A 14,499-nucleotide genomic window follows, 5' to 3' on the forward strand; every position below is an offset into this window, starting at 1 on the left:
CATCCCGATGAAGAAGATTGCCAAGATGCTGCGCTCGCATCGGGAGCTGTTACTCAACTGGTTTCGGACCAAAGGGCAGGTTGCCTTGGGGGCCGTAGAAGGATTCAACAACAAGGCTAAAGTGACGTCACGTAAAGCATACGGTTTCAGAAACTTTGAAGTGATGAAAATCGCCTTGTATCATACACTTGGCAACCTGCCAGAACCTGAGGCTACCCACAGATTCTGCTGAAGAGCCATATTTTTCTGCAAACATACGGCCCTGGCAACGCGGACATCTCATGGCATACCCTCCTTCAATGAAAAGGTGACAGTTCAAGTGCGGTCAAGTGAGAGCTATCTATTCACCTTGCGTGCCAACAGGAGTACATACGTCCTTTTCATATCGACACAAAATTAATTTATTAAACATTTAAGCTATTTAAAATAACTCGAAAGTTGTTTAAGCTTTTTTTCGCCTATCCCTTCCACCTGCAGAAGCTCGTTCACACTCCCAAAATAGCCATTTTTTTGACGGAATTCTGTAATCCGACGGGCCAAAGTTGGTCCTATTCCAGGAAGCAGCTCAAGGTCAGCTTCAGTTACCAGATTTAAATCAAGCGGCAGGCCAAGAGTCAGGAGCTGACTGGATTTCATGGTGCCATACTGTATTATAGCCCTGTTATCAGGGCCTTTACAAAAAAGGTGAAGCGTCTTTCCTGTCTGTACGGGGGCTGATAACAGCTCAGACTGCTTTGCAAGATCTCCAGAGCACAAAGGACTAGCCATATATATGACGCCATTCGTCAAATTAGTGTCGACAGCCATATAAACGCCAGGATGGGCAACATCTCCAGATATTTGAATGACCCCGCGTGAGGCTGGAGGAACAGAAAGGGCCGTCAATCCTGCTGGCTTAGCAGGTTGACGGCCCTTTACAATCAGAATAAGCGTTACTGCCAATGCGACAGTAACCATAACAATCCGCTGAGACAGCAAGCTACTGGACCAACTCCTCATGGTGCAGCTTAAAGTCTATACCATCGATCAAGGCTTGGTATGAGGCATCAATAATGTTATCAGACACCCCGACCGTGCCCCAGCGACTTGTTTTATCACCCAGTTCAATCAGAACCCGGATAGCCGAAGCAGTACCCTGACCGGCAGGCAATACCCGCACCTTGTAATCATGCAGCTTAACCTCTTTCAGCTTGGGATAAAACTTTTCCAAGGCCTTGCGCAGCGCGTTATCCAGGGCATTAACCGGGCCATGGCCTTCAGCTGCCGTGTGCTCGATCGTGCCCCCCACCTTGATCATAACCGTTGCTTCAGAGGTTGGTTTCTGATCGTCAGTGCGCTTCTCATCAATCACCCTGAACCCCATGACCTGGAAAAATTTCTTGTGGGTGCCCAGTGCCTTTTTCATCATCAACTCAAAGGAAGCCTCTGCACCTTCAAACTGGAAGCCACGATTTTCCATCTCTTTGATCTCTTCAAGAATATCCTGGGTAACCGGATCCTTGCTATCGAGATTGATCTGAAACTCTTCAGCCTTTGCCAGGATATTGGACTTGCCGGACAGATCAGACACCAGCACACGGGTGCTGTTACCAACCAGCTCAGGACGGATATGCTCATAGGTTTCAGGATGGCGCTGGATAGCGCTGACATGCACCCCACCTTTATGGGCAAAGGCAGATTTACCAACATAGGCCAGGTGTTTGTCTGGAGAAAGGTTAGCCAGTTCAAAGATATAGTTTGAAACTTCACGCAGATGACGCAGTTGGTCATCACTGATACAATCCTTTTTCAGCTTCAACTTGATGGCAGGGATAATGGAACAGAGGTTGGCATTACCACAACGCTCGCCAAAGCCGTTAATGGTCCCCTGTACCTGAACAATCCCCTGATTAACCGCAACAATGGTGTTTGCAACAGCACACTCACCATCATTATGGGTATGAATCCCCAGCGGTATGGTGATCTGTTTTTTAAGCTCACCAATGATTTCAGCCACCTCATAGGGCATGGTGCCACCATTGGTATCACAGAGAATGATGCAGTCCACCTTGGCATCCTGGGCTGCCAGCAGGGTCTTGATGGCATACTCGGGGTTGGCCTTGTATCCGTCAAAGAAATGCTCGGCATCATAAAACACCTCTCCCACGTTCTGCTTTAAGAACACCAGAGAGTCATTGATCAGCTCCAGGTTTTCTTCCAGTGATATGCGCAAGGCTTCACGCACATGGAAGTCCCAGGTCTTACCGAAGATAGTGATGACATCCGGCTCAGCTGCAATCAAGGTCTTGATGTTATGATCTTTGTCAGGAGTAGTCTTTGCGCGGCGGGTTGAACCAAAGGCGGCAATCTTGGCCTGCTGCAGCTTTTCTTTCTTGATATCCTTAAAGAACGCAACATCCTTGGGATTACTGCCAGGCCAGCCACCTTCAATATAATGAATTCCCAACTCATCCAATTTATGGGCAATTCGGATTTTATCCTCAACCAGAAACGAAATATCCTCAGCCTGCGTTCCATCACGCAGCGTTGTATCGTACAGTTTAACCAGGCTCATCAGTCTGCCTCCCCTTTCATTGAATCCTGCTTTATAACGATGTTAGAAGAAAATCAGTAACCCATAGCCAACACAGTGTCAAGCCTCTTCTAACCTCTAAATTTTCTTGATGCGCTTGAGGATTAACAACATATTTTTGACCAGCAGTGGATTAAATTCTGTTCCTGAGCCCTGTAACAGTGCAGTGGCAATTAGCTCGGGAGAACGAGGTTCCTGATACGGTCTACGGGTACGCATGGCATCAAAACAGTCCGCAATAGCCGTCATTTGACTGACCACATTCTGCTGCCAGCCAACCGGCACCACCGGATAGCCTGACTGGTCATAGCGCAGGTGATGTTCGAAGGCGACAATGGCTGCCAGGCGCGGTACACCGGCAGCTTCCATCAAATACCGTGACCCGAGTACCGGATGAGCTTTCATCTGTTCCAACTCGTCATCACACAATTTTTCCGGTTTAGTAAGGATCTCTTCCGGTATAAACATCTTCCCAATATCATGCAACATGGCGGCAATACCAATATCATTAAGCATTTGTCCAGAAATTCCCAGAGACATTGCCTGCGCCAAAGTTAAAATGCAGACATTGGCAGCATGGGTAAAGGTATACTCATCCTGTTCTCTCAGGGCAGCCAGTATCAGCAGCGCATCCCCTTCACGGCGGAACGCCTCAACCAGTTCAGTCACCGTTTCGGCAATCCCGCTCGGTTTCAGACGTTCTTTACGCTTGATAGCCTCATAAACATCACTGAGTCGTGCCAGCTCTATAGCAGGTATCTCGCCAAGACTGGTGGTTCGTGCAGCAGTACCAGTACCACCACCTGCTGTTCCAGAAGAACCACCACCGGCATTTGAAGCTCCTTCAGCGCCAGTTTGTCCCTGTCCAGGCATTTCAACTCTGCCAAGTCTGATATGCTCACTGGAGCCGATCTCTGTCCGTTCAGACTGGCGCGCCAGCTGTGCAATCAGCTGATCGACTTCAGTCCTTGAAGCCCCGGCCAGAAAACGCAGATGACCGATACCCTGTTCGTGCATGATCTGGACAAAGCGATCAAGCACAAGTGAGAATGGCTGCGGTTCACCATCAATAACCAGCTCACCCTCAATCTCAAGTAATGCAATATCAGGCCGTTCTGAAAGAGCGCTGGCAAGACTCGTGTGGGCAGCTTGAGCCAATCGATGCACCTGCGGATGATTGGCTGTATACAGAGCAGCACCGGCAATTGCTGAAAGCAGATGCCTGATAAACTCATTGATATCATGCAGTGCATTTACGTTGCTCATACGGCCTTGCTCCGCACAACCCGTAACGATTCTGCTGCCTGACGCGCCACATCGTCGCTGCCATCGGAAAGCCGCTCCAAAAGTGGCAAAACCGTCTGTGCCGGATAGCGTTCAAGGGAACGGATGATATCGACCTTAAGCCTGTTTAACGCCTTAAACGCCAACAAACTTCGGCTGGCAAGCACTTTCACCAGTTCCGGTAGTATTTCTGGTCTGCCGATTTCACCCAATGCCTGCACCGCAGCTGCCTTCAGCTCACATTCCACGGCTGTATAGCCGCCACTTGCCACCAGCGCCATCAGCTTGCGAGCCATATCCGGTGGACTGTTATGATCAGCCAGGCTGATGGCAATCAGCTGAGTTTCCCGATCAGTTGATTCAAGATCACGTAACATCTGACGCTGGGCAATCGGATCACTAGCCTGCAATAATGTTTTTAACGCCTCGATACGTACCTTTGGGTTGGCGTGCCGCAAAAAAGGCCGTAGCTGTTCAGCTTCCTGCGTAGGGCCAAGAGTACGCAGCATAATAATAATGTTGCGCAGAACGTACCAGCGCTGGTCAGATAATCTGGCAAGCAGATACGGACGGGCTGCCTCACCAAAGGTCTGAACTCGATCTATCATAAACCGGCGCAACGACATATTCTCTTCTTCTGCCATCCGATCCAGCAGAGGCTCTATAAAGGCACGCCCCAGCACCTGAATGAGCAACGTTACTTGATCGTATTTAGGCTTACCCCAGATGGTAAGACCACTTAAAATTTCATCAAGAAACTCTCGACGGCAGAAGGCATCACGCATGACCATTCGGAGAGGTTGCGGCAAGCGAGGATCAGCTGCCTGGCTGAGAATCTTCAACACCTGGCCGTAATCTCCCAGCTCCAAAAAGTGACCGCACAGATCCGACAGATTTTTAATCAGTTCCTGAGCTGCTTCGCCGGTGGGGTCTGCTATCACCAACTGCAGGATGATCTCGCTTCCCCGGCTGTCAATCGCCTGCGGATTCAAACTGGCAAGCAGTTTGGCAACATCACCTGCATCAAGTTGTTCAAATTTGCCAGAGTTTAGTACATCAAGCAGCCCCTGCATGTACTCATCCGGCATATAGACTTCATGCTGATGTTCCTGCAGCAGGGTATGCATCCTGTTATGCATTTCATCATCAGAGGTAGTCCTGTCATAGGTATCAATCATATGGGGCAGCAGACGTCTAAGTATCTCCTGCAACAGTTGAGGCGCTTCAGCATACTCCTCTGCTGAAGCATAGGTTTCCTGCAATACAGCAGATCCCAAATAGCGAAACAGATCAGCGGCCGTTGATTCATCGCCAGCTGATGTTTCACAGAAACCATGCAGGATCTGACGTCGCAAAAGAGGATCAAGGGCAACAATAAAGGCTGCCAGATCCGCCTTGATTGCTGACGCCTGCACAACATCCAGCTCAGACCATCCGGCAACGCCTGAATCACCATCACCGATTCCTGAACCGGAACCGATGCTACCGACATGCCCACCACTGCCGGCTGAAGCTGAAACAACCTGCTGTATGAGTGTTGAAACAGCTTTCAGGGTCGTGCCGGAAAGCCCCCCTCCCGATCCACTACGTCGGGCAAAATGGGCATTCAAGCTGGCTGCAAGCTGCTCTGGGCTGGTATCACCACCTGCAACCCCCACCTCTCCCTTGGTCAGCAGTAGCGCAAACTGCTCCCAAAGCGAGCCCTGAGTCTGACCATCATCCTTATCGTTGCCAAGCTGTTCTTCCTCTGTGCCACTAAACCGGTCATAACGGATGGCGCGCACTTCCAGCGCTGTAATGCCAGCCTCCTGCCAGAGCTTTTCTATTCCTCCCTGCGCAAAGATTTCTTCACGCTTCAGTGCCAGAAGCTTGAGCAAGGCCAAGAGCTCTTCACGGGTTGGCGGATGGGATACCAGCAAGGCTCCTACGCCACGTTCAAAAAAAGCAGCAGCCACACTTCTGCAAAGCTGGTTGTTTTTTTCAACGTACTCGTCTCCCAACAGCAAACCTTCGCGGGTAATACCGAGCTGGACACCACCACCATCACCGCAAAGCGACTGAAATGATACGAGAAGTTTCTGAATGGAAGATTCAACTAAAGGGTGGCCGGACGGATAGGCGTTCCAGTTGCGACGGGCGATATTGAGATCGCCAGCAACGGCAGCTACTGCCTTTGCCCGGAGAAGGGGGGCGGCAAGATCAGTAATAACAGATTCGAGCACGGAACTCCCTGCAGTTGGAATGGTTTGACTATAGCGTACAAATTAGGTAATTCAAGCAGAAACTATCTGTCTTAATGAGGTGAATGATGACAGCCAAAAGACGAGCAGGCGTATTGCTACATCCAACATCACTCCCCGGAACAGATGGCATAGGCTCTTTTGGCACTGAGCTACTCAGATTTCTTGATTTCCTTGCCCAGTCACAATTCTCTTTATGGCAGGTTCTGCCTCTGACACCGCCAGCAGCAGGAAATTCACCCTACTCTGCCTACTCTGCCTTTGCCGGCAACCACCTGTTAATTGATCTGCAGCAACTGGTTGATGAAGGTGACCTGTTACCACAGGCAATCCAGAACAATTTCCCCCAAGAGCACGTTGATTTTGATCAGGTTACTCCCTGGAAGGAAGCACTGCTGCACAAGGCTGCCGAAAACTTCTTTAACCAGGGCCAAACGCCGCGTCTGCAGGAGTTCTGGCATTTTTGCGATACTACCTACTGGCTGCATGATTATGCCCTGTTTAAAGCGCTGAAACAACACTACCACAACAAACCCTGGCACCGTTGGCCCAACGAACTGGCTTTTCGTAAACCTGCGGCTCTTGAGCAGGCTTCAGTAAAACTTGGCCCGGAAATCGGCGTACAAAAATATCTGCAATGGCAGTTTTATCGGCAGTGGCATCAGGTTAGAGGTGCTGCAAAAGAACGGGGCATAGCCATCATCGGTGATCTGCCGATCTTTGTTGCCCATGATTCAGCGGATGTCTGGTGTAATCAGGACCTGTTTCTTTTGGATGACAAGGGCAAGCCAACCGTTGTTGCCGGTGTTCCACCGGATTATTTCAGTGCAACCGGCCAGTTATGGGGTAATCCACTCTATGATTGGGAGGCAATGGCTCAGCAGGGCTATGTCTGGTGGATCGCCCGCTTCCGTCAGATGTTTGATCTGTTTGATCAGGTGCGGATCGACCATTTCCGTGGTTTTGAGGCTGCCTGGCATGTACCGGCAACCGCCAAAACTGCTGCCCACGGCAGGTGGGTGCCTGGTCCGGGAGCCGTTTTTTTTGATGCAGTAAAGGCATCGCTTGGCACGCTGTCATTTATTGCTGAAGACCTGGGGGTTATCACACCAGAGGTTGAGGCACTTCGGGACCGTTATAACCTGCCCGGCATGAAGATTCTGCAGTTTGCCTTTGATTCAGATGCTGCCAACCCGTACCTGCCCCACCATCACCTGCCAAACAGCGTGGTCTACACCGGCACACATGACAATGACACCACCAAGGGCTGGTTTAATGCACTGCCTGCCAAGACCATTAATCGCATGTACGATTATCTTGGACTGCCCGGTACAGAACCGGTCCAGGACCTGATCAGAACCGCGCTGATGTCAGTGGCGCAAACAGCCATCATACCATTGCAGGACCTGTTGGAGCTGCCGACTGAGGCACGCATGAACCAGCCAGGAGTTGCACTGGGCAACTGGAGCTGGCGTTATCAAACAGAGCAGTTAACACCCAAATTGGCTGATCAGTATGCAGGGGTAGTCAAACTCTACGGTCGGAATTAGCAGGAACTAACGGCTGATAACAGCAGTGTCATCTGACGCAGACAACTCATCCAGCAGCTTGCGCAACTGCCTGATCTCATCCTGGCCAAGCGGTTTATCCTGATAGATGGCGGCAGCATAGATGGCAACAAACTGCTTCACCTGTTCATCATTGGTTGCTGCTGCCAACTCAAACAGACCTTTGTTCTCAGTTGCAAGTCCTGGCCCGTATTTTGTTTTCAGCACCTGCCTGAAACGTTTGAGCAGCCGATATTCCTGATTATGGCGGAACCGCTGCAGACGCAGTTTAAACAAGACCAACAGCACAATTACGCCAGAAAAAACAATCAACAATCCTTTCCAGCGCGCCTTGATCATCTGCTCCAGAGCCTGCAACTTGTTGCCTGCACTGCGCAGCTGGCTGACCTGACTTTCAAAATCATAGGTCACAATGCTGCGGTTCCAGCGGTAATCAAGGGCATCAACCAGCAACCTCAATCGTGCAGCCAGGCTTCGTTTCTGATCTGTGTTCCAGACAGCACCGGCATTTGTTGCAAAGCGGCTTGGATCAGTCCGGACCCAGCCTTTGCCTGCAATGTATGCCTCAACCCAGACATGGGCCATATCCTGACTGACCAGGTAATAGCCACCCACCTCGTTATATTCGCCGCCAAGATAGCCGCCAACAAGCCGCGCTGGAACACCTGAGGCACGCAGCAAAAGGGCAAATGATGAGGCAAAAAACTCGCAATGCCCCTGTTTTGAAACAAACAAAAACTGATGGATCGCATCCCTGCCTGTGGGAAGCCCTATCCGACTGTAGCGATAGCCGCCATTCAGAAAATGCTGTTCAACCAGCTCAAGCCGCTTTTGATCAGTAGCTCCTGTCCTTTTAATCCCCTCAGCCAGTTGACGGATCAATGGTGAGGTCCCTTCTGGCACCTTCAGATAAAAATTCCGGTTGATCGCTTTTGAAGTACGCAACAAGCCATCAGCGCCTGACCTGACAACATACCCCATCCGTCTGCCAAGGCCCCGTTGATAGTCAAAAACCAGATCCGGCGACATCCGCACAAACGGCAGGCGTATCTCTGCTGGTGCATCAAAACCGATCAGGATTTTGGATGACGATGGTTCAGGATAGATCGTCTGAATAACCGGCCTTCCAGCAGGAACACTGGTTTCACTGGGCACCGTAGCAGTACGGGTCCATCTGCTACCATGGATTGTATTAAAAACCGTTCCACGCCAGTAGGGAGGTGTTAACTGTTGCGCCATCTCTGCCCTGAAAACCAGAACCCGTGCTTCTGCTACGCTGGAGACCGTTCCTGGCTCAACTTTGTCACTCATACCGGTAGAACCGGCAACAGTGGGATTGAGGAATGTCCAGAGCGGAAAGGCGGTTCTTGGCAGGATCGGAAACAGCAGGGCCATGGTAGGCACAGTCAGCAGGGTTATCAACAGCGCCGTCAAAACTACCCTATTCACTTCCTTGCGGGTGAAGCTCATGGCACTGTCCTGGGCATGAAAGGTCAACACCACCAGAGAAACAGGCACAAGCAAAAGTAACAGGGCCAGCCAGACCAGAAATAGCGGATTCAGCTCAAAAAGTGATCTGGAGGCAAGACAGAAAAGTGCCAGCAGGTTGATCTGCATCAGATTCCGGATGCTTTTCTCACCACACAGCCTCGCAGCAAGCATGATCACCAGCACACTCACCACCGGCTGAATCGGGTTGCGGTTGCTGTACTGCAGGGCATACCAGATAAAAACCGGTACAAGGGTCAGGTTAAACTGCCAGTTTTTAAGGTGCCAACGCCCCTTAAACTCTTGCAGAATACCGATTATCAGCCCTGCAGCAAACACCAGGCGTGGAAAGGTCTCAAGCCAGGCAAAGATCGGGATACCCCCGGCAAGGGCGATCAGAAAGCAGAGGATTGCGGCGAGACGGCTACTGCTGACCATACAGAGCCAATTCTGTCAGTAGACGGGTGCCATGCTGACGGCCAGTGGCAGGCTGTATGATCTGTCCATCAAGATCCAGCCCCACCGGCTGCTCCATGACCCGATGTTTGATAAGCCAGGCAGCATATGACAGCTTTTCCTCAACCCCTGTTCCAGGAAGACGGTCAAACCTGATCACCAGAGGAGGTACTGATTGATTGCCGAACTCTTTAACCAGCAGATCATCGCCACGGGCTGATAACTTCCAGTGAATCGAGCGTAACGGTTCTGCACCGGAATACTCCCTGATCCGTTCCAGCTCACCATCCTGCCCCCGACCATGGTGAACTGTGGTGCCTGACTGCCGGGAATCCTCAGACGCCATGGCAGAAGCGATCGGAACAAGACGGGGATAGACGATACAAGGGGTGTCAAGCTGGAAACTCCAGTAGCGGGTGAAAAAGTTTACCGGAAAAGGAGAACTGACCCTGATCTGTCCGACAGGATGTCTGCCACGTTCAGGAAAGGTGAGAGTAAGGGTGGTTTCCAGGTTCTGTCCGCCTCCAATCAGCGGGATCAGGACCGTGCCATAGTCAGATGCTGCAAGCTGCAACAGGAAAGAGGGAATATGCTTTTTTTCATTGCACAGCAGCACCTTGAAGCGGGCCGGAGTTCCGGCAAACAGCTCTTCAGGAGGCAGCAGCACCGGAATAATCCCCTTGATATTGGTCATACCAGCATAGCCGGTAACGGTCATAAACCCCAGCATACCTGCCACCACCAGAAACAGCAGGTTATTGCCGGTGTTTACCGCAGAAAAGCCAAGCAGGATGGTAATGACAATATACAGGGCTCCAGCCTTGCTGATCCTTAAACCAAAGGAAGTGGTATGCTGCTGATGATCTCCCGTAGCAGTTCTCCTCTGTTAGTAGCCTGCCCTGCCCGTGTCACCAATCGGTGGGCACAGACCGCGCTGGCAATCCCTTTTACATCATCAGGCGCAACATAGCTGCGACCTGCCAGAAATGCCGCTGCACGGGCTGCCTGGGCCAGACTTATGGCCGCCCTGGTGGAAAGCCCGATCTGGACCAACGGATGGGTACGGGTGGCCTTGACCAGGGCATGGATATACCCGACAACTTTGTCAGACAGATAGATCTCCTGTGAGACAGCCCGGCGGGCAGCCAGAATCTCGTTGACTGACACCAACGGTGTAATGCCGGCGATCTGTTCCCTGATCCCGCCGCTTGAGATAATCGAACGTTCCAGCGCCTCAGGCGGATAGCCGATGCCAGTGCAGATCAGAAAACGGTCAAGCTGCGATTCCGGCAGTAGAAAGGTGCCGCTCTGGTCAGAAGGGTTCTGGGTGGCAAAGACCATAAATGGGTCAGGCAGCTGATGGGTGGTGCCTTCAACCGTTACCCGGCGTTCCTCCATCGCCTCCAGCATAGCGCTCTGGGTACGGGGCATAGCCCGGTTGATCTCATCCAGCAACACAATATTGTTAAAAATCGGGCCAGGAATAAAGCTGAAATGCCCATCCCCCCGATTAAATACCGACAACCCGGTAATGTCAGTGGGCAGCAGATCACTGGTACATTGCACCCTGCCAAAGGATAGGCCGGTGGCCCCGGCAAGGGCGAGGGCAATGGTTGTCTTTCCCAGGCCAGGCAGATCCTCAATCAGGATATGGCCACCGGAAAGCATGGCGATCACCGCCAGACGAACCACCTCGTCTTTTCCCTGAAGATGATCGGTACACAACGTATCAACCAGCAGAGAAATTGGCTTAACAGCATGAGAAATATCCACAGCAACCTCAATTTTCTGAACGGATCCCAATGTATAACCAGCAGGGTGCTACAGTGTACCTCAAACAAAAACAGGGACTCAACCAATTTGGCTAAGTCCCTGTTTTTTATGGTCGGTGCGAAAGGATTCGAACCTTCGACCCCTAGACCCCCAGTCTAGTGCGCTACCAGGCTGCGCTACGCACCGAAATCATAGTTTGATTTCGTATGTACATCCAACCAGACTCTTCAAAAGCGTGCGAAGAGTTTTTCTATCTAGCACAAGAGCCTAGCAGCCGTCAATCTATTATCAGTTGCTACTCATCAATCACAGGCGATTGCAACTCTCCTTCAAGCCATGCTTGTTTAAAGATCTCAACCAGCTGCGGGTCAAACTGTTGTCCAGCACAGCGCTCAAGCTCAGCAAAAGCAGCCTCAAAACCAAGTGCCTTGCGGTAGGGACGATCTGAGGTCATGGCATCAAAGGCATCAGCCACGGCAATGATTCTGGCGTGCAACGGGATATCCTCTGCTTGTCGCTTATGGGGATATCCATTCCCATCGTACTGTTCATGGTGGTACAAAACACCCGGCACCACCCGTGTTAACTGGGGCAAATGCTCAATAATATCAACTCCTGCTTCAGGGTGGCGACACATCTCACGAAACTCTTCTTCATTTAAGCGCCCTGGTTTACGCAAGACCTGATCAGAGACACCTATTTTACCGATGTCATGCATAATGGCAGCCAACCGCAAAGTGTCGATTTCATCCTGTGGCAAGCCAAGATGGCTGGCAATCAGAACTGAATATTCATGTACCCGCCGGGTATGACCGCCGGTGTAGGGGTCTCGCTGTTCCAACGCCTCTGCCAGGGCGGTGGTAACCCCCAGCAACGTCAGGCGCATTTCCTGATACATGGAGGCATTTTCAATGGCAATGGCCACCTGATCAGCCAGCGCCTGCACCAGCTCAAGATCATCATCAGTAAATTCACCGGTCAGCTTATTTAAGACCTGTAGCACGCCCCACACTTTTTCCTTGGTTGCCACCGGTGCCACAATCATATTTCTGGTTTCATAGCCGGTAAAACGATCAACATCTGCTGCAAAACGATGATCCGACTTCACATCATCCACAATCACCGCACCGCCTTTACGGGCAACCCAACCGGCAATCCCCTCCCCTGGCCTTAACCGGACCTCTTTCAGACACTGCCCCTTCACACCGCTTGCTGCCTCAAAATACAGTTCACCGGTTTCACCATCCAACAACAGTAAACTTGCAGCATCAGCACCCACACAGCGCGGTACCGCCTCAACAGCCAGACGCCGAACTTCAGCAGGGTCAAGTGAGGAGTTAACCAAAGAAGCAAGCTCCATGAGCGAGCGCAGGGAGGTAACGGTTAATGATTCTGGTTTTTGACTGATTGGAGCCATGGACCTGTACCTTTTAAAATCAACCATGATAGTGTACGTATTCATTTCTACCATTATCACCCAACCTGTCAAGCTGAGAACAGGGAACAGGAGCTTATACAAATGACTACAGACTCAGAGCATTTCCAGCAGATCATGACCATTATGCGGCGCCTACGCGCCCCGGGCGGATGTCCGTGGGATGCGGAACAAACCCATGAAAGCCTGAAGCGCTACCTGCTGGAGGAATCCTATGAGGTATTGGAGGCGATTGACAACGGGTCTGATGAGCTGTTGAAGGAAGAACTGGGAGACCTGTTGCTGCAACCGGTCTTCCATGCTGCCATTGCAGAAGAGCGTGGTGCCTTTACCATGGACGACGTATTGGCAACCCTGGCTGACAAGCTGATCCGGCGACACCCACACGTCTTTGGTGATCAGGAGATTAAAGACAGTGAAGCCCAGATCGCAAACTGGGAAAAGATCAAAAAAGAGGAAAAAGGTGATGAGCGCCGCTCAGCCCTGTCCGGTATCCCCCCGCATCTGCCAGCGCTTATGAAGGCCCATAAAATATCTGAAAAGGCATCCAGGGTTGGTTTTGACTGGGAACATGTGGATCAGGTGATGGCCAAGGTCATTGAAGAACTGCACGAATTTGAAGAGGCCATGGAACAGGGACGTCAGGACCGTATGGAAGCCGAGCTTGGCGACCTGTTGTTTGCCATTGTCAACCTGGGACGCTTCCTTTCGCTGGACCCGGAAGAAGCGCTTCGCAAGACCATTGCACGCTTCCAGAACCGGTTCAGCCATATTGAAGATCGCCTGCATGCCACCGGACGGCACCTTCAGGATGCAAGCCTGGATGAGATGGAAGCGTTATGGATTGAGGCAAAAACAAGGGAGAATGCACAGTAAACTACTGGTGATAACCGACCGTATGGAAGGATTTCAGCAGCTTGAATCCTTATCCGAATCCTTATCAACACAATCTGTGGATAAACTGTGGATAGTGCTGTTGATGACACATAAAAGTAATATTCTTACAAGCGATTTTTGCCAAATGCCTATTTTTTGATCATTATGTTTACAATGTATTTTCAATAACTTAACTTATTTTGCGAGTCAGACTGTCGATATCTCAACGTTTTTTGGTGTCAAGAGAAATAAAACATTTTTTTCTAAAAAATTGCTGTTTATAACTGTCAAAAATCAGACTTTTTTGAATGCCCTAAAATCAGCACCTTCCAGAGTTAATAAGTTTTCTTTCATCAAAATTCCACCTGCCCCGCTGAATCCGGTCAAGGCTCCATTTGATGCCAACACCCGATGGCAGGGAATAATGATCGGTATTGGATTGGCACCCAAGGCACCACCAACTGCGCGGGCTGCTTTGGGTGATCCTGCCTTTTTTGCAAGCTCTCCATAGGTGGTATAACTGCCGTAGGGAATCTGCATGGTCAATTGCAGCACTTGCTGTCTAAATGACGTAAGCAGTGAAATATCAACAGGCAGATCAAACTGTTGCAAACAGCCCTGAAAGTACTGCTCCAACTGATTAGCCGCCTTTCTGGCAAGTTCAGACTCACCGGAGGCTATCTTGTCAATGTCAGACAGATCATCACCCGGCAACCAGACACGGCAAACGCCCCGTTCAGTTACAGCCACTGCACCAGGTCCCAGATTTGTAACATAGCGCACAACACAGCAGACAGGCATGACAAG

The 14,499-nt window shown here is 50.8% G+C and carries 12 protein-coding genes and 1 tRNA gene; 3 read left to right on the forward strand and 10 right to left on the reverse strand.

Going from position 1 to position 14,499, the window contains the following annotated elements:
- Positions 1-232, forward strand: a 232-nt coding sequence (locus B5D39_RS13325; RefSeq protein WP_139366770.1) for a transposase, incomplete at its 5' end; no start/stop codon positions are given.
- A gap of 185 nt (positions 233-417) precedes the next feature.
- On the opposite strand, the gene B5D39_RS13330 is transcribed toward B5D39_RS13325, so the two are convergent.
- The 4 genes from B5D39_RS13330 to B5D39_RS13345 form a co-directional block, all read right to left on the reverse strand.
- Positions 418-957, reverse strand: coding sequence for a ComEA family DNA-binding protein (locus tag B5D39_RS13330; RefSeq protein ID WP_161947509.1), 540 nt, complete (start codon positions 955-957; stop codon positions 418-420).
- A 22-nt stretch (positions 958-979) separates the two neighbouring features.
- Positions 980-2,554 carry a citramalate synthase gene (gene cimA / locus B5D39_RS13335; RefSeq protein ID WP_078790955.1) on the reverse strand — a complete coding sequence of 525 codons (1,575 nt, stop codon included), beginning with the start codon at positions 2,552-2,554 and terminating at the stop codon, positions 980-982.
- 96 nt (positions 2,555-2,650) lie between these two features.
- Complete coding sequence (locus B5D39_RS13340; protein ID WP_078790956.1) at positions 2,651-3,838, reverse strand: HD-GYP domain-containing protein; 1,188 nt, start codon at positions 3,836-3,838, stop codon at positions 2,651-2,653.
- Positions 3,835-6,078, reverse strand: a complete 2,244-nt coding sequence (locus B5D39_RS13345) for a HEAT repeat domain-containing protein (protein WP_078790957.1) — start codon at positions 6,076-6,078, stop codon at positions 3,835-3,837. Before B5D39_RS13345 ends, B5D39_RS13340 begins: the two co-directional genes overlap by 4 nt.
- An 86-nt stretch (positions 6,079-6,164) precedes the next feature.
- Here B5D39_RS13345 and malQ point away from each other — a divergent pair, with 86 nt between their 5' ends.
- Entirely contained in the window at positions 6,165-7,646 is a 1,482-nt protein-coding gene (gene malQ / locus B5D39_RS13350; RefSeq protein ID WP_078790958.1) for a 4-alpha-glucanotransferase, read from the forward strand.
- A gap of 6 nt (positions 7,647-7,652) precedes the next feature.
- Here malQ and B5D39_RS13355 read toward each other — a convergent pair whose 3' ends face one another.
- From B5D39_RS13355 to B5D39_RS13375, 5 genes are all read right to left on the reverse strand, one after another.
- The gene (locus B5D39_RS13355) at positions 7,653-9,590 is read right to left on the reverse strand and encodes a transglutaminase TgpA family protein (RefSeq protein WP_078790959.1); all 1,938 of its coding nucleotides are present in this window, start codon (positions 9,588-9,590) and stop codon (positions 7,653-7,655) included.
- The gene (locus B5D39_RS13360) at positions 9,577-10,338 is read right to left on the reverse strand and encodes a DUF58 domain-containing protein (RefSeq protein WP_078790960.1); all 762 of its coding nucleotides are present in this window, start codon (positions 10,336-10,338) and stop codon (positions 9,577-9,579) included. Before B5D39_RS13360 ends, B5D39_RS13355 begins: the two co-directional genes overlap by 14 nt.
- 101 nt (positions 10,339-10,439) lie before the next feature.
- Entirely contained in the window at positions 10,440-11,381 is a 942-nt protein-coding gene (locus tag B5D39_RS13365; protein WP_078791001.1) for an AAA family ATPase, read from the reverse strand.
- Positions 11,382-11,490: 109 nt separating this feature from the next.
- Positions 11,491-11,567: transfer RNA gene (locus B5D39_RS13370), tRNA-Pro, on the reverse strand.
- Between the two features lie 109 nt (positions 11,568-11,676).
- On the reverse strand, positions 11,677-12,798 hold the full coding sequence (locus tag B5D39_RS13375) for a GAF and HD-GYP domain-containing protein (protein WP_078790961.1): 1,122 nt from the start codon (positions 12,796-12,798) through the stop codon (positions 11,677-11,679).
- A gap of 102 nt (positions 12,799-12,900) precedes the next feature.
- On the opposite strand from B5D39_RS13375, the gene mazG reads away from it, so the two are divergent.
- On the forward strand, positions 12,901-13,692 hold the full coding sequence (gene mazG, locus B5D39_RS13380; protein ID WP_078790962.1) for a nucleoside triphosphate pyrophosphohydrolase: 792 nt from the start codon (positions 12,901-12,903) through the stop codon (positions 13,690-13,692).
- A gap of 294 nt (positions 13,693-13,986) precedes the next feature.
- On the opposite strand, the gene B5D39_RS13385 is transcribed toward mazG, so the two are convergent.
- Positions 13,987-14,493, reverse strand: a complete 507-nt coding sequence (locus B5D39_RS13385) for a methylated-DNA--[protein]-cysteine S-methyltransferase (protein ID WP_078790963.1) — start codon at positions 14,491-14,493, stop codon at positions 13,987-13,989.
- Positions 14,494-14,499 lie beyond the last annotated feature (6 nt).

The organism is Trichlorobacter thiogenes (genome assembly GCF_900167465.1).
Classification (GTDB): Bacteria; Desulfobacterota; Desulfuromonadia; order Geobacterales; family Pseudopelobacteraceae; genus Trichlorobacter; species Trichlorobacter thiogenes.